Source organism: Paraburkholderia phenoliruptrix (assembly GCF_902859825.1).
Taxonomy (GTDB): Bacteria; Pseudomonadota; Gammaproteobacteria; order Burkholderiales; family Burkholderiaceae; genus Paraburkholderia; species Paraburkholderia phenoliruptrix.
On sequence record NZ_CADIKB010000006.1, the window covers coordinates 121,547 to 142,479 of the forward strand.

19 protein-coding genes and 1 riboswitch are annotated in these 20,933 nt (G+C 64.9%); of the genes, 9 read left to right on the forward strand and 10 right to left on the reverse strand.

The annotated features are described in order from the left end of the window. Positions 1–109: 109 nt before the first annotated feature. Positions 110–1,321, reverse strand: coding sequence for a D-amino acid dehydrogenase (locus tag HV711_RS09465; protein WP_175145065.1), 1,212 nt, complete (start codon positions 1,319–1,321; stop codon positions 110–112). Positions 1,322–1,493: 172 nt separating this feature from the next. Beyond that, positions 1,494–1,586, reverse strand: a riboswitch (glycine riboswitch). 215 nt (positions 1,587–1,801) lie between these two features. Between HV711_RS09465 and HV711_RS09470 the strand changes: the two genes are divergently transcribed. Beyond that, positions 1,802–2,503 carry a YceH family protein gene (locus tag HV711_RS09470; RefSeq protein ID WP_035482411.1) on the forward strand — a complete coding sequence of 234 codons (702 nt, stop codon included), beginning with the start codon at positions 1,802–1,804 and terminating at the stop codon, positions 2,501–2,503. A gap of 22 nt (positions 2,504–2,525) precedes the next feature. Here HV711_RS09470 and HV711_RS09475 read toward each other — a convergent pair whose 3' ends face one another. Together HV711_RS09475 and HV711_RS09480 are read right to left on the reverse strand one after the other, a co-directional pair. Further along, on the reverse strand, positions 2,526–3,044 hold the full coding sequence (locus tag HV711_RS09475) for an SLATT domain-containing protein (RefSeq protein ID WP_013590145.1): 519 nt from the start codon (positions 3,042–3,044) through the stop codon (positions 2,526–2,528). A gap of 90 nt (positions 3,045–3,134) precedes the next feature. Beyond that, positions 3,135–4,400 (reverse strand): acyl-CoA dehydrogenase family protein, encoded by a 1,266-nt coding sequence (locus HV711_RS09480; protein ID WP_035482402.1) that lies wholly within the window; start codon positions 4,398–4,400, stop codon positions 3,135–3,137. A 323-nt stretch (positions 4,401–4,723) separates the two neighbouring features. On the opposite strand from HV711_RS09480, the gene HV711_RS09485 reads away from it, so the two are divergent. Next, the gene (locus HV711_RS09485; protein ID WP_035482401.1) at positions 4,724–5,881 is read left to right on the forward strand and encodes a GNAT family N-acetyltransferase; all 1,158 of its coding nucleotides are present in this window, start codon (positions 4,724–4,726) and stop codon (positions 5,879–5,881) included. On the opposite strand, the gene HV711_RS09490 is transcribed toward HV711_RS09485, so the two are convergent. Continuing rightward, entirely contained in the window at positions 5,841–6,011 is a 171-nt protein-coding gene (locus HV711_RS09490) for a hypothetical protein (protein ID WP_006047080.1), read from the reverse strand. The two genes, HV711_RS09485 and HV711_RS09490, sit on opposite strands and share 41 nt — an antisense overlap. 281 nt (positions 6,012–6,292) lie before the next feature. Here HV711_RS09490 and HV711_RS09495 point away from each other — a divergent pair, with 281 nt between their 5' ends. After that, the gene (locus HV711_RS09495; RefSeq protein WP_035482400.1) at positions 6,293–6,979 is read left to right on the forward strand and encodes a UdgX family uracil-DNA binding protein; all 687 of its coding nucleotides are present in this window, start codon (positions 6,293–6,295) and stop codon (positions 6,977–6,979) included. Positions 6,980–6,997: 18 nt separating this feature from the next. Here HV711_RS09495 and HV711_RS09500 read toward each other — a convergent pair whose 3' ends face one another. Then, on the reverse strand, positions 6,998–7,903 hold the full coding sequence (locus HV711_RS09500) for a DUF72 domain-containing protein (RefSeq protein WP_035482399.1): 906 nt from the start codon (positions 7,901–7,903) through the stop codon (positions 6,998–7,000). 195 nt (positions 7,904–8,098) lie between these two features. On the opposite strand from HV711_RS09500, the gene HV711_RS09505 reads away from it, so the two are divergent. Continuing rightward, positions 8,099–8,404 (forward strand): DUF6566 family protein, encoded by a 306-nt coding sequence (locus HV711_RS09505; protein WP_051224416.1) that lies wholly within the window; start codon positions 8,099–8,101, stop codon positions 8,402–8,404. Continuing rightward, complete coding sequence (locus HV711_RS09510) at positions 8,404–8,886, forward strand: hypothetical protein (protein WP_051224414.1); 483 nt, start codon at positions 8,404–8,406, stop codon at positions 8,884–8,886. Before HV711_RS09505 ends, HV711_RS09510 begins: the two co-directional genes overlap by 1 nt. A 55-nt stretch (positions 8,887–8,941) precedes the next feature. Here HV711_RS09510 and nosR read toward each other — a convergent pair whose 3' ends face one another. Genes nosR through HV711_RS09530 form a run of 4 tightly spaced genes read right to left on the reverse strand, consistent with a single transcriptional unit; the run spans position 8,942 to position 12,788 of the window. Next, complete coding sequence (gene nosR, locus HV711_RS09515; RefSeq protein WP_035482398.1) at positions 8,942–10,345, reverse strand: response regulator c-di-GMP phosphodiesterase, NosR family; 1,404 nt, start codon at positions 10,343–10,345, stop codon at positions 8,942–8,944. A 51-nt stretch (positions 10,346–10,396) separates the two neighbouring features. Continuing rightward, complete coding sequence (locus tag HV711_RS09520) at positions 10,397–10,999, reverse strand: chemotaxis protein CheC (protein WP_013590137.1); 603 nt, start codon at positions 10,997–10,999, stop codon at positions 10,397–10,399. Continuing rightward, positions 10,992–11,360: a response regulator gene (locus tag HV711_RS09525; RefSeq protein WP_013590136.1), complete on the reverse strand. Its 369-nt coding sequence runs from the start codon at positions 11,358–11,360 to the stop codon at positions 10,992–10,994. The genes HV711_RS09520 and HV711_RS09525 overlap by 8 nt, the downstream gene beginning before the upstream one ends. A gap of 9 nt (positions 11,361–11,369) precedes the next feature. Further along, complete coding sequence (locus HV711_RS09530; protein ID WP_035482408.1) at positions 11,370–12,788, reverse strand: ATP-binding protein; 1,419 nt, start codon at positions 12,786–12,788, stop codon at positions 11,370–11,372. A gap of 372 nt (positions 12,789–13,160) precedes the next feature. Between HV711_RS09530 and HV711_RS09535 the strand changes: the two genes are divergently transcribed. Next, on the forward strand, positions 13,161–14,303 hold the full coding sequence (locus tag HV711_RS09535; RefSeq protein ID WP_035482397.1) for a substrate-binding domain-containing protein: 1,143 nt from the start codon (positions 13,161–13,163) through the stop codon (positions 14,301–14,303). Between the two features lie 58 nt (positions 14,304–14,361). Beyond that, entirely contained in the window at positions 14,362–16,116 is a 1,755-nt protein-coding gene (locus tag HV711_RS09540; protein ID WP_035482396.1) for an ATP-binding protein, read from the forward strand. A 3-nt stretch (positions 16,117–16,119) separates the two neighbouring features. Here the strand turns inward: HV711_RS09540 and HV711_RS09545 are convergent, their stop codons facing one another. Continuing rightward, positions 16,120–17,694 (reverse strand): alpha-amylase family glycosyl hydrolase, encoded by a 1,575-nt coding sequence (locus tag HV711_RS09545; protein WP_035482394.1) that lies wholly within the window; start codon positions 17,692–17,694, stop codon positions 16,120–16,122. Between the two features lie 48 nt (positions 17,695–17,742). On the opposite strand from HV711_RS09545, the gene HV711_RS09550 reads away from it, so the two are divergent. Further along, on the forward strand, positions 17,743–19,407 hold the full coding sequence (locus HV711_RS09550) for an alpha-amylase family protein (protein WP_014971755.1): 1,665 nt from the start codon (positions 17,743–17,745) through the stop codon (positions 19,405–19,407). Between the two features lie 52 nt (positions 19,408–19,459). Then, a complete protein-coding gene (locus tag HV711_RS09555; RefSeq protein WP_082201504.1) occupies positions 19,460–20,815 on the forward strand; it encodes a PQQ-dependent sugar dehydrogenase in 1,356 nt (451 codons plus the stop codon). Positions 20,816–20,933: the final 118 nt, after the last annotated feature.

The following is a 20,933-nucleotide window of genomic DNA, read 5'->3' on the forward strand; positions in this document are numbered from 1 at the left end:
CGAGTTCAGGAAGACGCGGGTCCGACGGTAACACAACCGCAGGCGACCGCACGCGACCGCACACGGACACTACATTAGCAGACGCCGCGTCTGTCCTCGCAGCGGCCGGCTACTGGATCGCGCCCGCCACAGCCTGCGCGGTCGCCGCCGAGAGGGTCCAGCCCAGATGGCCATGTCCGGTGTTATAGAACACGCCGCGCCGCTTGCCGCGCCCCACCTTCGGCAGCATGCTCGGCAGCATGGGACGCAAGCCCGCCCACGGAATCACGCGCGCGGTCGACACCTCGGGAAAATGGCGGCGCGTCCAGTCGACGAGCGGTGCAATCCGGTCGGCGCGGATGTCGCGGTTAAAGCCGTTGATTTCCGCCGTGCCCGCCACGCGAAAGCGGTCCGCGCCGAGCCGGCTCGTCACGATCTTCGCGCTGTCGTCGAGCAGGCTGACCCACGGCGCACGCGCCTGGCTGGTTTCATCGTCGAGACAGACGGTGATCGAGTAGCCTTTGACCGGATAGACGTTCACGTGGTCGCCGAGCATCGCCGCAAAATCGCGACTTTTCACGCCCGCGCACACCACGATCCGCTCGAAGGCGAAACGCTGCGTGTCGCCTTCCAGATTGACGGTCAGCGAGAAGCGTTCTTCGCCGGACTGCTCGATCGACGCGATCTCCGCGTCGTAATGGAACTGCACGCCGTGGCGCACGCAGGCATCCGCGAGACCGCGTGTGAACTTGTGGATGTCGCCCGTCGAATCCGACGGCGTGAAGAAACCGCCGTAGAATTCACCGTGCAACGTGGGCTCGATCCGCTGCAATTCACTCGACGTCACCGCACTGCGATCCAGCCCGCCTTCGCGCAGCAGCGCATTGACTTTCGCCGCCGCGTCGAACTCCTTGGCCGTCTTGTACACATGCAGAATGCCGCGCCGCTCCAGATCGAAGTCGATACCTTCGCGCTCGGCAATCGAAAAAAGGTGCTCGCGCGCGGCAATGGCAAGCCGCACGGTCTCGACCGTATTCGCACGATAGTGCGGAATCTGCCGCAGGAACTCGCCCATCCACGAATACTTGTGCCAGCTCGGCACCGGGTTGACGAGCAGCGGGGCGTCGCGCGTGAGCATCCAGCGCAGGCCCTTCAGCACGGTGGCCGCGCTGTTCCAGACTTCCGCGTTGCTCGCGGAAAGCTGGCCGCCGTTGGCAAACGAGGTTTCCATGGCCGCGTAGCGGTGGCGTTCGAACACGGTAACGTGGTGGCCGCGCTGGGCGAGGGCGTGAGCGGTCGTGACGCCGGTAATGCCGGCGCCGATAATGGCGATTCGTGACATGACATGGTCCAGAGTGGGTTGAGCATCACCGGGTTCGATTTCTTTCGAAACCGGTGCCGATGCCCCATCTGTCCCTGTACCTGAGAGTTTCTTCCCGGCGCTGCGAGCAAAGGCTCTGGCCGTATGTGGGAATCCCCTTCGGTGGGCGCGCACGGCGCCGCTCTCCAGATGTTCCGGCTGCGCGGTCCTTTTGCCTGAGAGTTTCCGGGGCGGTTGCTCCGTCGGCGTCGCCGCGACTTCCGGCGATCTCTCCCGCGCTGCGTTGCAGAACGCCACGACGGTACCGGGCAAAAATCGTTCGGGCAAGTGTTTTCTGGCGGCTAGCCGTGCCGTCCCACAGGCCGCATGCGCCGCAGCGATTGATGCCGCCGCGAGCGCGACGCCCGTTTATCATAGTGCCCACAACCAGAAAAGTGCCGCCTCGCTGAGCGATGGTCAGGCGTTTCATTGACGATCACAGCGGCTCATCCGCGCCATTCCATGAATTCGACTTCCGATGTTCCCTCCCGCCCCTCGATTCGCGCGTTGACCTTGCTCGAGGGCCGCGTGCTCGGCGTGCTCGTCGAAAAGCAGCACACCGTGCCCGACAGTTATCCGCTTTCGCTGAATGCACTGACGTTGGGCTGCAATCAGAAGACGGGCCGCTCGCCGGTCATGAACGCGACGGAAGCCGAAGTGCTCACCGCGCTCGACGGTCTGAAACGCTTAAGCCTCGTCATGGAAGGCAGCAGCAGCCGCGTGCCGCGTTTCGAGCACAACATGAATCGTGTGCTGGGTCTGCCGAGTCAGTCTGCTGCGTTGCTGACCACCTTGCTGCTGCGCGGCCCGCAGACGGCGGCGGAATTGCGTCTGAACAGCGCACGGCTGCATGGTTTTGCCGACATCTCGTCGGTCGAGGCGTTTCTCGACGAACTGGCCGCCAACGATCCGCCGCGGGTGGTCAAACTGCCTCGCACGCCCGGCGAGCGCGAACATCGCTGGATGCATTTGCTGTGCGGCGAAGTGAACATGAGCGAGTTCGCGCAGTCAGGCGGCGGCGCCGACGAAACCGTGCCGCTTTCCGCCTTCGAGGCCCTGAAAGCCGAGCAAAAAAGACTCGCGGACGAAGTCAGCCGGCTGCACGCGGTGGTGCGGCGCATGGCCGCCGAACTGGGCGTCGATGCGACCGATCTGGACGCTTGAAGATATCGCACCGATACGTTGCTTACGCGTCGCTGCCGCGGCGCGGATCGGTGGATAACGCGCGCTGCGTGCGATAAAAGTTGCGCGGCGGCACATTCGGCGAATCTTGCGCGAGCCGGTCCAGTTCGTCGCGAATGGCGGTCAGATAATGGCCGTCGCGCGCATCCGGGTCGCCCGCGAAAACCGATTCGAGCCGCCGCCGCACCGCGCCGTAACGCGCGCCTGCTGCGCGATGTTTTTCGGCGCGCTCGGCATATCGCAGATACGTTTGCAGCGCCGACGAGACCGCGGCGACCACGCTCACGAGCCCAACGACGATCCTGATTTCAAACGACACGGCGCTCGAGTTCAGCGACGCGAACACAGCCGTCCCCACGAACGCGGCCAGCACCGTGACGAGCCAGCCCATCTGGCGGTCGCGCGCGGACAGCAGGTCGGCCATGTCGTAATGGCTCATCTGGGATTCGCGCGCGCGCCGGATCCATTTCAGCAGAAGCTGCTGTTCGTCGACGGGCGGCTCGTAGGCGGGCAGATTCTTCATGGGGCTCGTCAGGGCAGTGGTATGCCGCGCGCCATGCGCGTGCACTGACGCTACTGTGCCACATCAAGGCGCCGCCTGGCGGCGCGCGTCTCAGGCTGCCGCGGGCGTCGGCTGCGCGATGCCGAAACGCTCGTTGTGCGGCGTGCCGTTCAGATAGAAGTCGCCGATGGCGGCCTCGCGAATGATGGCCGGATTGTGCGACGCGAGGACGCGCGCATTGCGCCAGTAGCGGTCGAAGCGCCGCGATTCGCTGGTTGCCGAAGCGCCGCCCACCTCGAACAGCAGCGTGGCGGCCTCGAGCGTCTGCTCGATGACGATCTGCTGCGCCTGAAAGGTCTGGATGTCGAGGCGAAAATAGGTTTCTTCGGTCGTGCGGCCGTGCTGACGCGCAACTAATACCTCGTCTATCGCACGCGCGAGCGATGCACTGATGCTTTGCGTCGAATAAGCGAGGCTCGCAAGCCGGCCGATCACGCGTTGCACGAGCGGGTTGTCGCGCGGACGGGATTCGCCTGGGATACCGAACGTTCTCGTCTTTGCCTGCGTGAAGGTCGCGGCATCGCGCAGCGCCGCACGGCTGATGCCCGCAAGGTTCGCGACGTGCAGCGCCTGGTAATACGACGTGAGCACGCTGTTGCGGCGCGGCGCCGATGCGTCGTAGCGGCGGTACACGTTCTCGCGCGCCACCGGCACGCCATTGAAACGCGCGGTGCCGCTGCCTGTCAGGCGCTGGCCGAAGCCGTCCCAGTCGTCGATACGCGCAAGCCCCGGCGCATCGGCCCTGACGAGCACGCGCACGTCGCTCTGCCCGTCGTGCGCGGTCACGTCGACCCAGTCCGCGTAGAGTGTGCCGGTGGTGTAGTACTTCTCTCCGTGCAGGTGCCATGCGCCGTCCGCTTCGACAAGACGCACGCTGTTGTGCGTGACCGCAGTGCGCTCGGCCACCGCGCCGCCGATGATCTGTCCTTGCGCGATGCGCGTGAGCCATCGGTCGCGCAGGGCGTCGTCGCCATTTTCCAGCAGCGATTCAATGAAGCCGCCATGCACGCGCAAGATCTGCGGCAGGTTCGAGTCCGCTTCGCCCAGACGCGTGACGAGCGCGAGAAACTCACTGAGCGCGACGCCTTCGCCGCCGTATTCGGTGGGCACGCGCAGCTTCGTATAGCCGGCTTCGCGCAGCCATTCGACGGGATCGTAGGCAAGCTCCCGATGCCGCTCGCGATGCACGGCGCCTTGCGCGATGCGCGCGAAGACGGGCGCAAAACGGCGCGTGAGCGCACTGTCGTCGAAAAGCTGCGCGGCGTCGGCAAGGCTCGCTGCGTGCGGCGGGTGGTCGTGCGGTAAAGATGCGGACATGGGTTCTCCGAATTCAAACGCGCAGGGCGCAATCCGGCAACGGTACGGCATGGCACGCGCGCGGAGCAACCAAGCATTTGGCCGATTCTTAGCAGGAAGACAGAAATGGCTTGAGCCGCCGCGTCGGTCGCACCGCCCGCATGCGCCGTCAAGCGTGCGGCCGCGCACACACACCGCGAGGCGCCCGGTGCATGCTCGTCACACCTGCGCGAAGCCGGGGGATCCGTTACGCCTGCGTCGGCATCTACAGATATGACGGCGACCCGGCGACCCGGCAACGGACGCCAGCAAGCGGCAAGCGGATCGGCACCCTGTGAGATGGTATGAACAAGACAACGCATCGCGCCCGGCGCTATGACGTCATTACCGACGAAGCGCAGTTTCGCGCGCTGCAGCCTGAATGGGACGCGCTGTGGACGCGCGCGCAGGGTCACTACTATCAGTCGTTCAGTTATGGATGGCTCGCCTGGGAACACGTGTCGAAGCCTCATGGACGTCTGCTCAGATGCATTGTCTGCCGCGATGACGGGCAACTCGTGATGATCTGGCCGCTCGAAGCCGTCAAGCGCGCGCTATGGACTTACCTCGTGCCGCTCGGGCCCGAAGGCGGCGACTACACGAGCGTGCTCGTCGCGGACGATGCGTCGGCCACCGCATTGATCGAGGGCGCATGGCAGACGGCGCGCCGGCGTTGCGGCGCGGACTTCATTCACATGCCTTATGTTCGCGAGACGCTTCACCTTTACACGCTGGTTTCGCGCGAACGGCACGTGCTGTTTGCAGAAGCGCATCAGGCGTCGGCGGCGCGATTACGCGGGCAGGGCACATGGGACGAGTATTGCCGTTCGCTTGGCACGCTGTTCGGCAAACGCCCCGGCACTTTTGTCAAACGGCTCGCGAAGGAAGGCACGGTTGCCGTGCGTGTGGTCGATCCAGCCGAAGAGCGGGAGACCGCGTCCCTGATCGAATGGATGTTCAACTGCAAGCGCAGCTGGAGCGACCGGGTCGGCAAACGCAGCGTATGGCTCGATTCGCCGGAGTTCGAGCGATTTCTCGGCAAGCTGATCCATTCGCGCGACGTGCCGTCGATGGCGCGGCTGATCGTCGTCACGCTCGACGACGCGCCGGTCGGGGGGATCATCGTCAGTGTGGGCAATCCGTGGGCGAGCGCCATTTTCGCGGGCTACGATCCGTACTATGGCCGCTGCTGTCCGGGCCTCATCGCGGTCGAGCAATGCGTGAAGTGGGCGTTCGAGAACGGCTTCGATCTCGACTTCGGCGTGGGCGCGGAGCGCTTCAAGTCGTATTGGGCGCGCGGCGAGGCGACGACCGCATGGACCACGCAGATCGTCAACTCAAAGTGGGGACTGCTTGCCATCCACGCACGGCGGCTCGCCCGCGCGCTCGCGTCGCTCGCGCAAAGGCGGCGGGCGCATCGCGCTACGACCGGTCCCGATTCCGCGCTCGCGTCGCACCGGTGATGACCGCGATACCGAACAGAATGACCGCGACAATCGCGATGATGTGCTGTGCGACGTGCAGCGCCGTCAATCCCCAAGCCACGCCGCCGATAAAAATAATCCATCCGACGAGATAGATAAGCAGGGTCATCGTTTTTCTCCTTGTTTCTCCTTGCGATTTCGGCTCTGGCGCCGGTAACTCGCCGTGAAAAATTTACCGTGCGCCCCGATGGACTGCCGATAGCGGCTCGACGGGACAAAAGCGCGTGCATGGCGCCTTGAGCGCGAGACAATCAGCGGACTAGTGCTTAAGCACATTGCGCGCCTGGTCGCGATGTCGCTGTCGCCGTTGCAACGGAACGCGGCTTGCTGCGGCTAGATCACTACCGTATGCCGCACCGCAACGCAAGGCAAAGCGCAACGCGACGAACCATGGCCACCACGAAGCACACATCGAAGCGCGCGTCGAAGCAGACCACGAAGCCCACATCGCAGACAGAAGGCGAGATCGCTGCGCAGCCTGAGGTCGACCCCGACCAGCAACCCGCGACGCTCGACGATTGCCGCCGTTGTCCGCTTTGGGCCAACGCGACGCAGGGGGTGCCAGGCGCCGGTCCGCGCCGCGCGCCGATCATGATGGTCGGCGAACAGCCCGGCGACAAGGAGGACCTGCAAGGTCTGCCCTTCGTGGGGCCGGCGGGCGCCTTGCTCGACGATGCGCTCGTCGAAGCAGGCGTCGGCCGCAAGGATGTGTACGTGACCAACGCCGTCAAGCATTTCAAATGGACGCCGCGCGGTAAGCGCCGCATGCATAAAACCCCGGCGCAGCGCGAGGTGGATGCCTGCCGCTACTGGCTCGATCAGGAGCTTGAAAGCGTGGGCGCGCAGGTGATCGTCGCCTTGGGGGCGACTGCGCTGAAGGCCGTGCTGGAAGATCCGAAATCGCGCTTGCAGGATGCAATCGGCAAGGTCATCGAACACGGCGACCGTCTGGTGGTCGCAACGTACCACCCGTCGTTTGCTCTGCGCGCACCCGATCCCGAGACGCGCCACCGCGCGTATGCGGCGATCGTCGCCGCGCTGCAGGACGCGAAAAAACTGGCGCAGCGGCGCAAGTAGGCCGCAGGTGAACGTCTATCAGGCGGCCGCCTCGTGGGCGCGCAGTCCGAGGCGTTCCATCAACCTTTGTGCGTCGAACGGCGCGTTGGTTTTGGCGTCGTTGTCGAAATAGCAGTACACGTCGCGTGTTTGCGCGCGAGGCGGTTGCAGGTCGGGCGCTGCAAGCCGCGCATCGGCGGGCTGCGAGCCGCGGCTCCATGCCTCGATTCTGCGCACCCATCGTTCCAGTGAAGCATCGGAGTATTCGCCCGAATATTTGGTTTCCGTGCCGTGCAGCCGCATGTAGACGAAGCCCGCGCTCAGATCCTCGAATTGCGGCCATGCCTCGGTCGAATCCGACACGACAAGCGCGACCTTGTGACGGCGCAGCAGTTTCACAAACGCGGGATCGACGAAACTCTCATGACGCACCTCCACCGCGTGACGCAACTTGCGCTTGCGGTCGATCTGGAGGTAGGGCGTCTTCACGCGCCGGTCGTGCTGTTCGGCGAGTGCGAGCGCCGCTTCGGTGTCGCGCGGCAACAGGCTCAGGAAACGCTCCATGTGCGCCGGGTCGAAACGCAGCGAAGGCGGGAATTGCCACAGTATCGGCCCGAGCTTGTCTTTCAGCGCGAGCAGCCCCTGCGCGAAAAAATTAGCGCACGCGACGGTGGCCGTCTCGTCGCGAAAGCGCAAAAGATGCGTGAGGTAACGCGCGCCTTTCACGCTGAACACGAAACCGGGCGGTGTCTCGTCGTACCAGTGGTGCCAGCTGTCGAGCGACTGCAGGCTGTAGTGCGTGCCGTTGATTTCGATCGTCTGCATGAGGCCCGCTGCGTAGCGCAGTTCGGTGGCCTGCTTCAGGCCTTCCGGATAGAAGGTTCCGCGCCATCCTTTATAGCGCCAGCCTGAGATGCCGATGAGAATGTCGCCTGTGCTTTTCACGTCGATGCTCGAAGAGTCTGGATCCGTGTCTGAGTCTGGCGACGAGCAATGCCTGTGCCATCTCAGGGCACAAGCGTTGCTGCAACCGACATACCGACATACCGACGCATCGACACCGCATGCGGCGACGGGCGGATGTGGGGCAACGCCTGGCGCAACGCAGGCGCAACACATGGCGAAACACCGGAGGCACGCATGGCAGGCACGGATTTACGCAGCACGGACTTGGAGACCCAAAGCGACGGCACGATGCGCGTCACGCATCGCGGCGTGGACATTGTCGTGAGTGCGAAGCAGAACGACCGCGGAGCCTGGGTCGCACGGCTCGACGCGTCTGTCGACGGCAAACCGTTCGCGCTGCCGGACGTGGAACCGGTCACGCCGGAATGGACGACACGCGCGGAGGCGTTGCGCGACGGCGTGGAGCGCGGCTGCTATCTGGTCGAGAAAAAAGCCGGTCACGGCCTCGACGACTCCGCGCACGGAACGGGAGCAAGCTGATGAACCGCATCGTCAATCTTTTATGCCGCGCGACGATCTCGGGCACAGCGGCAGGCAGCGCCGCAGCCGCCATGGCAGCCGCGCGGGCGCGCGCCGACGGCAGCACGCCGTATGCGCCGCTGAACGCGGTGACTCATTGCCTGTGGCCGCGCCGCGCATTCAGCGAGACCGGCCCGAGCGCGCGCTTTACGCTGACGGGCCTCGCGATCAATCAGGCGTCGGCGGTTTTTTGGGGCGTGCTGTTCGAAGGACTGCTGGACCGCTGGCAGTGTCGTGTAAAACGACGCGCGGGCGTGGCGGAAATCGTCGCGAGCGCGGCGACGACCGCGGCCGTCGCCTATACCGTCGACTATCACGCGGTGCCGAGCCGGCTCACGCCCGGCTTCGAAGCACACCTGGCGAAGCGCTCGATGTTCTACGTGTACAGCGCGCTCGCAGCCGGCTTTGCGGCAGCCGCGCTGTGCCGCGCAAGTCGCAGTTGAGTTTGATGAGAACGCCCTGCGCCTCAGCCAACTGAGCGGCCTGACCGACGATAGATCAGGCCGCTTCCGCCTTGCGCGCATCCGCCGCGCGCTCGACCAGAATCACGAACGGTTCACCCTCGTGAATTTCGTAGCGGCGAATCTGCGCGACCTGATCGGCGGAAAGCACTTTGCCCTTCGTCATGAGCAGCGTGCCGCGCGACGTACGCAAGTCGTCGGCGAGTTTCATGCCTTCCTTCAGATGCGACGCGTCGACGCGATCCGGCACGCCTTCGGGTGTGAGTTCCGCGTGTTTCGTCAGGAGTTCGATGTACTTCTCCGCGATCGCGGGATCGTAGCGAATTCCGCTTTGCGCGCGCACGGTCGAGATGATCTGCGCGTCGTTCATCTTTTGCGGCGCGATGACGCCGATGCGCAGGTCTTCCGCGTCCCGCGCAAGCGCCAGCACGCGCGCGCCGAGCGGAATCAATCCGCCGATGAGTCCATCGGGCGTGCCGCGCCCGTCGTAACGCTCATACTGGTGACGGATCATCGTCTGCACGCCGCTCAATTGCGACACCGGCGTGAGCGCCATCTGCCCATGCAGCGGATGAAGCTGATAGAGCTTCGCTTCCTGCGGCTGCAGCTTCGCAACGGGCGTCTTCAGCAACGCATCGGGCAAAAAGAGTTTGCCGATGCCGTGCAGCAGGCCCGCCATCAGCAGTTCGTTGCATGCGTAGTCGCTCAGACCCAGCGCGGCGCCAAGCTGTCTCGCCGTCTCGCCGATACGCGCGGAATGGCCCGGCAGCCCGCAGCGCATTTCGACCATGTTCGCGCAGACCTTCACCATCGTGAGAAAGTTGCTTTTCAGGTCCTGCTGCGCGCCTTCGAGAAACATCACGGTTTGACGGATTTCCTCGGTGCGCGCATGGACCTCGCGCTCGAGCTCCATGTTGAACGACGAGAGCTTTTCGTTCTGCTCCTGCAACAGCGCGGTGAGCCGTTCCGCCTTGCGTTGCAGCGCGAGCTGTTCGAGCGCGCGCTGGATCGTCAGCAGCAGGTCCTGGTCGTCCCACGGTTTGTGCAGATAGTGATAGACGTGGCCTTCGTTGACCGCGCGCACGACCGCATCCACTTCAGAATAGCCGGTGAGCAGAATGCGGATCGCGTCGGGCGTCACGGTGCGCGAGCGCGAGAGAAACTCCGCGCCGTCCATGTTGGGCATGCGCATGTCGGAAATGATCACGTCGACGCTCGCCGATTCGAGCAGCGCCAGCGCCTCAGCGCCGCTGTTCGCGCTCAGCACTTCGTACTTCATCGGGCGCAGCAGGCGTTTGAGCGACGAGATGACGCCCGGCTCGTCGTCCACCAGCAGCAGCGTCGGGACCGCGGCGGGCGCTGCATCGGCGGCATCCAGAGATGCGGCCGGTGCCGTTGCAGCGAGTTCGGTCGGAGTGCCGGTTGCCTGAAGCTCAGACATGATTAACCTCGTGATTGATGTCGCGTGACGGTCGCATCGCGTCGGCCCGCATCACAGTGCTTCGAGAAAATGATCGAGCGCTTCCTTCATGCCGCGGATCGCCGCATCGGGCAACAGCAGCACCATGCGTGCGCCGAAGCCGCCTTGCTCGAGCGTGAAATGAATCTCCAGCAACAGCGCGAGGTCCCACCTGCCGCCGGGCAGCAAGGCGTCGTGCGTCTTGCCCGCGAGCGGCAACAGCGTGGGCTGCGAGAAGCAGATGTGCCGCCCGAGCTGCTCGAACACGCTCTGCACGCAGGCGCCCACCAGCAGATTGGTGATGTCGCACAACACTTCCACTTCCGTATCGGGTTCGCCGACGTCGTGCCCCATCAGCTGTTGCAATTCGCGCTGACCGTCCTTGCCGACGAGCACGATCGCCTCGCCGGAAATGTCGGACTGAAACGCCTGGCGCACGGGCCGCAATTCGCTGTCGTCCTGCGCACCCAGCGCGACGCGCAGCTGTTCGACGCCGACGAGCCGGATGTCAGGCACCGAAAGCGTGACGAAGGCACCCAGCAATCTGGCGAGCGCCGCGGCGGCCTTACCCATGCCGACGTTGCAGATTTCCTGCAAGGCGTCGCGCTGGTCTTCGTTGAGAGACTGTTCATTCATGGAGACCGTACTCCGCGAGAATCGGCAGGATCGCTTCGGGGGAAACGGGCTTGGAAATGAAGCCGATCGCGCCCAATGCCTTCGCGCGTTCGACGGCGCCGCACTGCACGTCCGCCGACACGACGATCACAAACGTGTCGAGGCCTTCGTGCTGGATCGCTTCGAGCACCTGAAAGCCGTTCATGACGGGCATCGTCAGATCGAGAAAAATCACGGCGCCCTTGCCGGCGCGATACAGCTCCAGCGCGGCGGCGCCATCCGAGGCCTGGGTGATCTCGACATCCCACTCCTCGGGCAGCGAGCGGATCAAAAGTTTTCGGGCGAGTGTCGAGTCGTCGACAACAAGTACGGGCAATGGCATAGCTTTACCTCATGTGGCCGCCGGCGATTGCGCCGGCAACGCGATTGCATCCAGCGAACCGTTTTGCACGAGCGCTTCGGGTTGGCTGGTTTCTTCAAGCAGGGTTCCGTCGACAGGCAGCGTCACGCGGAACGTCGTGCCCTCGCCGACGGTGCTGACGACGGAGATCGTGCCGCGGTGCGCGTTCACGATCCCATAGGTCACCGACAAACCGAGGCCGGTGCCCTGGCCAACCGGCTTCGTCGTAAAGAACGGGTCGAAAATGCGTTTCAGGTGTTCAGGCGGGATGCCGCAGCCCGCATCGGCAACTTCGAACCACACGTTCGATGGATCGGCCGCGTCCATGCCGGTGCGCACCGTGATCGTGCCGCGCGGCGCGCCGTGCTGGTCGTGATGATTGCCGTACGCCTGCGCCGCGTTGACGACGAGATTGAGCACCACCTGGCTGATCTGCGACGGAATGCAGCGCACGAACGGTATCTCCGCATATTCGCGCACGAGGTGGGCGCAGTACTTCACCTCGTTATGGACGATGTTGAGCGTCGATTCGATGCAGCGATGAATGTCCGCGAGCTCCCACACATGGGTGCTGTCCACGCGCGAAAAGTCGCGCAGATCGACCACGATGGTGCGCACGCGCGCGAGTCCTTCCTTCGATTCGTGCACGAGCGTCGGCGCGTCGGCGAGCAGGTACTCCAGATCGGCCTGTTCCGCGAACGCCCGCATGTTCTTCTGCAACGCCGGCGCGGCTTCGCTCACCATGCGCTCGACATCGGCGGTATAGCGGATCAGCGTCTTCACGTAGCCGTCGAGCGTGTTGAGGTTCGACAGCACGAAGCCGACCGGATTGTTGATCTCATGCGCGACGCCCGCCGCGAGCTGACCGATCGCGGCGAGCTTCTCCGATTGCAGCAATTGCTGATGCGCATGCGCGAGCGCTTCGTTAAGCGACGTCAGCTGCTCGTTGCGCACGGTCAATTCGGCGAGCGCGCTGGTGACCGCCTTCTCGCGGTCCTGAAGCTCGCCGTAGGCGATGCAGACGTCGGTCGTGTCGACAATCGCGACGCCCACCGCGACGACCTCGCCGTGGTCGTCTTCGATGGGGATGAAGCTGCAGTTCTGGCGCATCGCGTCGATCGTGCCGGTGATCGGGCGCGAATGCTCGAAGCGAAACAGATACGGCCGATGCTCCCACGACGAGTAAGCCGGCGTGCCGAGCACGAACACGCCCTCGATCTTGCGGCTCAGCCACTGCCGCGGCAACTCGGGAAAAGCGTCGAGCAGAAGCTGGCCGACCACGGATTCGGCGGAACGTCCGCTATGCGAATGCATGAAGCGGTTCCAAGTCAGAATGCGCAGCTCGCGATCCACGGTGAAGACACCGCAATTCACCCGCTCGACAATAGCTTCCGACAGATTGGTTTTCACCGAAAGGGCCCGTGAAATGACAAAGCAGGCAGCGCTCTCGTCGCCGACTCCGTGAGCGCTCGTGCGTCCGGTCCGGCGTCGCTGCCATGAGTGAATTAACGGAGCGTAAGGCACCGGCGCGGAGCGGTATTTACCCTGGCTCAAAATGCATACGGCGAGCCGGTGCGCGAACGCGGCTTCGCCCAATCCGAGGGTTTCCCGTAATGCGCCGTGTATCAAGCGGCACGCGAATCCGCCGTAAACACGAGGAAGAGGAACATCTCGCGTCGCGCGGAAGTGTCGGTGCGCCGGGCTGCCGGACCACCGGAGCGCCGGATTGCCCAATCGTCCGGCCGCACGCGAGGCACATTGTTCGGCCTATCCGGAGGATTCATGCAGACACGCCTTGGGCTCGCGGCCGCGCTGCTCGTGCTCTGCGGCCTGTGCATCCGCCCGGTGTGCGGGCAGGTCGCACCGCAATCCGCCAACCGCGCGGCGGCCAACGCGCCGCTCGATCTCGCCGCGATGCAGCGCGCCGTGGATAGCGCGAGCGAACCCGCGTCGCGCTGGAACGGCCCCAGGTCCGGGCCGGCGGCGGTGCCCGGCGCGACGATTGCCATCATCAGCGAGGACTTGCGCAACGGCGGCGTGCTGGGCGTCGCGAAAGGCATCAAGGAAGCCGCCAACGCGATGGGCTGGAACACCCGCGTGTACGACGCACGCGGCACCGCGGCGGGCCGCAGCAAGGCCGTTGCCGCAGCGCTCGCCTTGCAGCCGGACGGCGCGATTCTGGTCGGCGTGGACGCCGCAGAGATGCAAGCGGACTTGCTGCCGTTCGCCGCGCGCCGCATCCCGCTCGTCGGTTGGCATGTCGGCCCCGTGGCCGGCGCGATGGCGAACGGTCCAGTGGCGATGAACGTGTCGACGAATCCGCTCGACGTCGCGCGGATCACGGCCATGGCCGCCGTGATCCAGTCCGGCGGGCGCGCGGGCGTCGTCGTGTTGACCGACGGAAACTTTCAGATCGCGAGAGCCAAGACCGAGGCGATGCTCGACGTGATTCGCGCGTGCCGCGATTGCCGCCTGCTCGCGGTGCGCGACGTCGCGATATCGAAGAGCGCCGAGCTGATGCCCGCGCTCACCGACGAACTCGCCGCGCAGTACGGCAAACGCTGGAACTACGCGCTTGCCATCAACGACATCTACTTCGACTACGCCGCGCCCGCGCTCACGCGCGCCGGCGGCCAGAACCACAGCGTCAGCATGCTGTCCGCCGGTGACGGAAGCGCAGCGGCTTTTCTGCGCATTCAGGCAGGCACTTTCCAGACCGGCACCGTCGCGGAGCCGCTCAATTTGCAGGGCTGGCAGCTGGTCGACGAACTGAACCGCCTGCTCGCGCATCAGCCGGTAACGGGCTACGTGTCGCCGGTTCATCTGGTGACGGCGGCGAACATCCGGTTCGACGGCGGATTGCACGGACAGTTCGATCCCGGCAACGGCTATCGCAACGTCTACCGCGGCATCTGGAAGCGATGACCGCCATGACCCCCATGACCCATCTGACCGCGCTGACGAATTCACCGGGAGCCCGCGCATGCGCCTCGCCGCGACACGCCTGAAGCTGTTGCCGCGCTCGTTGCGCTGGCAGTTCACGCTGGCCACGGTTGTGCTCGCCTTGCTGATCGCGACGGGCGGCCTGACCGCCGTCTACACGCTGCGCGTGGCGACGCACGAGACGCGCGTGCTGGCCACCGGCGAACTCACGCGCATGCAGGCCGCTGATACTTTGGTGCAGCACACGTTGCTGATCGAGCGCGAATCGGCACGGCTCGCAGGCGCCAATTCGCTCGATGCGATGCGCGCGAGCTATGCCGACATCGTGCGGGAGCTGGAGATCTTCGACCGTCTTTCGGACAGGCTCGCCGCCGCCAACGACGACGTGAGCGTGCTCGACCTTCATCAGGCAAGCCAGTTGTTTCGCAACACGGTGAACATCGTCGCGCAGTTGCGCGAAAGCGATCTGCGTGCGGCCCTTGCCCATACGTCGAACCCGGCAGGCGCGAGCGCGGCGGCCGCGCAAGGCGATCCGGCTAGCCGCGCGTCGCGCGATACCTTCAGCGAAGGCTTGCGTCAGCAGGCAAGCGCGATGGTGGCGTCGGCGCAGCTTCAATCGGACCGATGCACCGAGGAATTTCAGCAGGCCGTGCAACGGCTCGCCGATACCTCCGCGCGCAACGAGCGCTGGATTACGGGCCTCGTTGCCGTGAGCCTGCTGTTCGCGTGGCTCGTCGCACATGCGTTTCTCGGCAAACACGTGCTCGCTCGACTCGAAGTGGTCAGCAGCAATCTGCGCAGCGGCGATGCGGTGCGCGGACAGGACGCGTCGCGTGTCGCGCAGGGCCGCGACGAGATCGGCGAAATGGCGCGCGCCGTGGAGCAGTTCCAGGCCGACCGGCGCGAACTCGCCCGCGCGTATGCCGCGCTGCGTGAAGAAAAGGCGCGTCAGGAGGCACTCATCAACGAACTCGCGCAGGCGCACAGCCAGTTGCTGCAGTCGGAGAAGCTCGCCTCGATTGGTCAGCTCGCGGCGGGCGTCGCGCATGAAATCAATAATCCCGTGGGCTTTGTGAATGCCAACCTCGGCACGCTGCAACGCTATGTCGCGGATCTGTTGACCGCGCTCGCCGCATACGAGCGCACGGAGGCCGAGCTGATTGCGGAATCGCGCGCGACGTTGGCCGCATTGAAGCGCGAGATCGACATCGATTATCTGCGCACGGACATACCGGCGCTGCTCTCCGAATCCGTGGAAGGCCTGCAGCGGGTCAAGCGCATCGTGCAGGGCTTGAAGGACTTCTCGCATGTCGACAAGGCGGAGAAGCAGCGGGCCAATCTGGAGAGCAATCTGGATACGACGATCAACATCGTCTGGAACGAGTTGAAATACAAGGCGGATCTGAAGCGCGAGTTCGGCGCGATTCCCGAACTCGAATGCATTCCGTCGCAGCTCAATCAGGTCTTCATGAATCTGCTGATGAACGCCGCGCAATCCATCGAGGGGCACGGCCATATCACCGTGCGCACCGGCCACGACGACACCAGCGTGTGGGTCGAGGTGGAGGACACCGGACAGGGCATCCGGCCGGAACATCGCGACCGCATCTTCGATCCGTTCTTCACGACGAAGCCGGTCGGCACGGGCACCGGGCTCGGCCTGTCGATCTCGTATGGCATTGTCAGGAAGCAGGGCGGGCGTATCGAGGTGCGCTCGGAAGTCGGCCAGGGCTCGACCTTCAGGGTCGTGTTGCCGAAGAGCGCCGAAAAGGCGCTCGCCGCAAGCGGCGCATAGCGCTCAGATGGACGCGATCAGCGCCTCGCAGCCCGCGAGACGGTTCGCGCCTTCCACGAGCGGCTGGCCGTCGCGGCCAGGTACCGTCGACAACAGCACGGTGCCCGCAGGCGACTGCACCTCGGCATTCGCTCGACCCATGTTCAGCGCAATGAAAAAGCGCTGATTGCGGCAGTGGCGCTCGTAAGTCAGCACGTCGCCAGAAGCGGCGACATGTTCGATCGAACCTTGCACGAGGGCTGCATTGTTGCGGCGCAACGTGAGGAGCCGCCGATACAGCGACAGCATGCTCGACGCGTCGCCGTCCTGCGCCTGCACGCTGGTGTAGGTCGCCGTCGGTAACCATGACCTGCCGGTTGTAAAACCGGCATTGGGCAGCGACGCGTCCCATTGCATCGGTGTGCGCTCCGGATCGCGCCCCTGGCCGATGCCGGGCTGGCGCAGTTCCGCCGGGTCCTGCACCGCGCCGGGCGGAATCACCCCATCCGTCATACCGATCTCGTCGCCATAATAGAGCGTGGGCGTGCCGCGCAGCGTGAGCAACAGCACGGCGGCCACGCGCGCCTGCTCGGCCCCCACGCGCGAGGCGACGCGCGAATTGTCGTGATTGCCGAGCACCCAGTTGGGCCACGCGTGGGCGGGCAGCGCGCTGTCGTAATCGCGGATCATGCGCGCGATTTCCCCGGCATTCCACGGCGCGTTCAGCAACTGGAAGTTGAACGGCATGTCGGCGCCGTCGCCGTTGACGCCGTAGTACCGGACGAGTTGCGCGACCGGCAGATAGATTTCGCCGATCAGCACGCGCTCGCCGTATTCGTCGAGCGTCGCGCGCATCGAGCGCACGATGTCGTGCACTTCGGGCTGGTCCTCGGTATAGGTCTGCAATTGCCGGTGATGATCGGGCTCGCCGGGCCGATAGGCCGGATTGGGCGGGTTGTCGCGGAACTGCGCGTCCTTGATGAGCAGCCACAGCACGTCGACCCGAAAGCCGTCCACGCCGCGCCCGAGCCAGAAGCGCAGCACGTCGTCCATTGCGCGGCGCACGTGCGGGTTGCGCCAGTTCAGGTCCGGCTGTTCGCGCAAAAACGCGTGGTAGTAGTACTGGCCGGTATGCGCGTCCCATTCCCACGCGGACCCGCCCATGCGGCTCAGCCAGTTGTTGGGCGGCCCGCCGCCGGGCGCCGGATCGCGCCACAGGTACCAGTCGCGCTTCGGATTGTCGCGCGACGAGCGGCTTTCCACGAACCACGGATGCCTGTCCGACGAATGGTTCGGCACGAAGTCGAGCAGCACCTTGAGCTTCAGTTCGTGGGCCCGGTCCACGAATTGCTTGAACTCGGCGAGGCTGCCGAACATTGGGTCGATATTGCAGTAATCGGCAACGTCGTAGCCGAAGTCGGCCATGGGCGACGGGTAGATCGGGGAAACCCACACTGCGTCGACGCCCAGATCGGCGAGATACGAAAGACGCGAGGTCATGCCCGCGAGATCGCCGATGCCGTCGCCGTTGCTGTCCTGAAACGAGCGCGGATAGATCTGGTAGATCACGCCGCGTTGCCACCATGCCAGTTCCGACATTGCAAGTCCTCTCAACGATCGATTGTTATGGCGCGAAGCGCGGATCGCATGCTCAATGATCTCTGGTACAAGAACGCCATTGTCTATTGCCTTTCGGTAGGCAGCTTCATGGACGCGAACGGCGACGGCGTGGGCGATTTCAAGGGCCTGCTGCGCCGCCTCGACTATCTGCAAGGGCTCGGCGTGACGACGATCTGGCTGATGCCGTTCCAGCCCTCGCCGGGCCGCGACAATGGCTACGACATCTCGGACTATTACAACGTCGATCCGAAATACGGCACGCTCGGCGACTTCTCCGAATTCACGCATGCGTGCCGCGAGCGCGGCCTGCGCGTGATGATCGACCTCGTGGTCAATCACACGTCCGATCAGCACCCCTGGTTCAGGGAAGCACGCAGCGATCCTGACTCGCCGTATCGCGACTGGTATGTGTGGTCCGACAGGCAGCCGCCGAATGCGAAAGACGGCGTGGTGTTTCCCGGCGTGCAGAAGTCGACATGGACGTTCGACAAGGAGGCGAAGCGCTGGTATTTCCATCGCTTCTACGAATTCCAGCCCGATCTGAACACCGCGAATCCGTATGTGCAAGCCGAACTGCTGAAGATCATGGGCTTCTGGATCCAGCTCGGCGTGTCGGGATTCCGCATGGACGCCGTGCCCTTCGTGATCGCGACCAAAGGCCCGCAGGTGCGCAAACCCGTCGAGCAATACGACATGCTGCGCGCGTTTCGCGAGTTTCTGCAGTGGCGGCAGGGCGACGCGATCATCCTCGCCGAGGCGAACGTGCTGCCGAATACGGACCTCGAATATTTCGGCGACGAAGGCGAGCGTCTGCAGATGATGTTCAATTTCCAGCTGAACCAGAACACGTTCTACACGCTCGCAACCGGCGACACCGCGCCGTTGAAGAAGGCGCTGACGGCCACGCGCCCGCGTCCGGCGACCGCACAATGGGGCGTGTTTCTGCGCAATCACGACGAGCTCGACCTCGGCCGCCTGACGCCCGAACAGCGCGCAGCCGTGTTCGCCGCGTTCGCACCCGATCCGGACATGCAGCTCTACGAGCGCGGCATCCGCCGCCGGCTCGCGCCCATGCTCGCGGGCGACCGGCGCCGTCTGGAGCTGGCCTATAGCCTGATGCTGACCTTGCCCGGCACGCCGGTGTTCCGTTACGGCGATGAAATCGGCATGGGCGACGACCTGCGCCTGCCCGAGCGCGAATGCGCGCGCACGCCGATGCAATGGTCCGCCGAACCGCAGGGCGGCTTCACCAAGCACCCCAAGCCGCCGTGCCGCGTGATAACGGGCGGCGCTTATGGTTTCGAGCGCATCAATGTGGCGGGGCAGCGGCGCGATCCGAATTCCTTGCTGAACTGGATGGAGCGGATGATCCGCATGCGCCGCGAGGTGCCGGAAATCAGCTGGGGCGATTTTCACGTGCTGCGCGCCTCGCGCGACGACGTGCTCGCGCTTCGTTATGACTGGCGCAACAACTCGGTGCTCTGCCTGCATAACTTCGGCGCCGAGGCGTGCACGGTGAAATTCCGCTCGGGCTGCGCGGAGCCGGGCCAGAACCGGCTCATCAACCTGCTCTCGGACGATCACAGCGAGGAGAGCGACGACGGCCGCCATGCAGTCGTGCTCGAGCCTTACGGCTACCGCTGGTATCGGGTGGGCGGGCTCGATTATCTGCTCAGACGCAGCGAGATCTAGACATGTTCACGGAGCTACACGATGCGAGTCCCTACGCTGCGAGACCCAGGCGATGAATGAGCTTCACACCGTATCCGCCAGGGCGCGTCGCGGTGCCATGACCGCGCTCCTTCCGTTGCTCTTGCTGAGCCTTGCGGCATGCGCGTCGACGGCCGAGGATATCGGCGACACCGGTCTGGGCCCGCACCCTGAACTGCCGGCACCGCACACGTCGCTGCTGCCCACCATCCATATCGCGCCCGTGCAGACGAGCGCGAACCCGGCCACGCCGAGCGCGCCGCCAGGTTTTACCGTGAGCGCGTTCGCGAGCGGGCTCGAGCATCCGCGCTGGTTATATGCGTTGCCGAACGGCGATCTGCTGGTCGCCGAGAGCAATGCGCCCGAGCCGCACGACGAGCACGGCGGCATTGTCGGCTGGGTTCGCAAGCAGGTGATGAAATTCGTCATGAAGCGAGCGGGCGCCGGCGTGCCGAGCCCCGACCGGATCGTGCTGCTGCGCGGCGCGGGCGGCACGGCGCAAAGCCGTAGCGTGTTCATCTCGGGGCTTCACTCGCCGTTCGGCATGGCGGCGGTCGGCGACTCGCTCTACGTCGCGGATACCGACGCGCTCCTGCGCTTTCCGTATCATCCCGGCGACACGCAGATCACAGCGCCCGGCGAGAAGGTCGCCGATCTGCCCGCGGGACCGATCAATCATCACTGGACCAAGAATGTGCTCGCGAGCCGCGACGGAGAGCGGCTCTATGTGACGGTCGGCTCGAACAGCAACGCCGGCGAAAACGGCGTCGAGGCCGAAGAAGGCCGCGCGCTGATTCTCGAATTCACGCTCGCGACAGGCCGCTCGCGCGTGTTTGCCTCGGGCCTGCGCAATCCGAACGGCATGGACTGGCAGCCCGACAGCGGCGCGTTGTGGGCGGCGGTCAACGAGCGCGACGAACTGGGCGACAACCTCGTGCCCGACTACATGACGGCGGTGAAAGACGGCGGCTTCTACGGCTTCCCCTTCAGCTACTACGGCCAGCATGTGGATACCCGCGTAAAGCCGCAGCAGCCCGACAAGGTGGCAAGCGCGCTCACGCCGGACTACGCGCTCGGTAATCACACCGCGTCGCTCGGACTCGCGTTCTACACCGGCAGGAGTTTTCCGCAGCATTACTGGGGTGGCGCGTTTGTGGGTCAGCACGGCTCGTGGAATCGCAAGGAGCTGAGCGGCTACAAGGTCATTTTCGTGCCGTTCTCGAACGGCCTGCCCGAGAAGCTGCCGGAGACGTTTCTGAGCGGCTTCCTGAGTGCGGATGGCCACGCGCTGGGGCGGCCCGTCGGCGTCGCGCTCGACAAGGCGGGCGCGCTGTATGTCGCCGACGACGTGGGCAACGTCGTCTGGAAAGTCGTCTATACCGGCCCGTGACGACGCGATCCCTGCGCATTGCGGCTCACGTGAGCTCGCGCTGGCGTGGCCGTGCCGAATTGCCAGGTAAAATACCCGCCACGACCCACGGCGGGCAAAGCTCGCTCCCCGCCAGCTC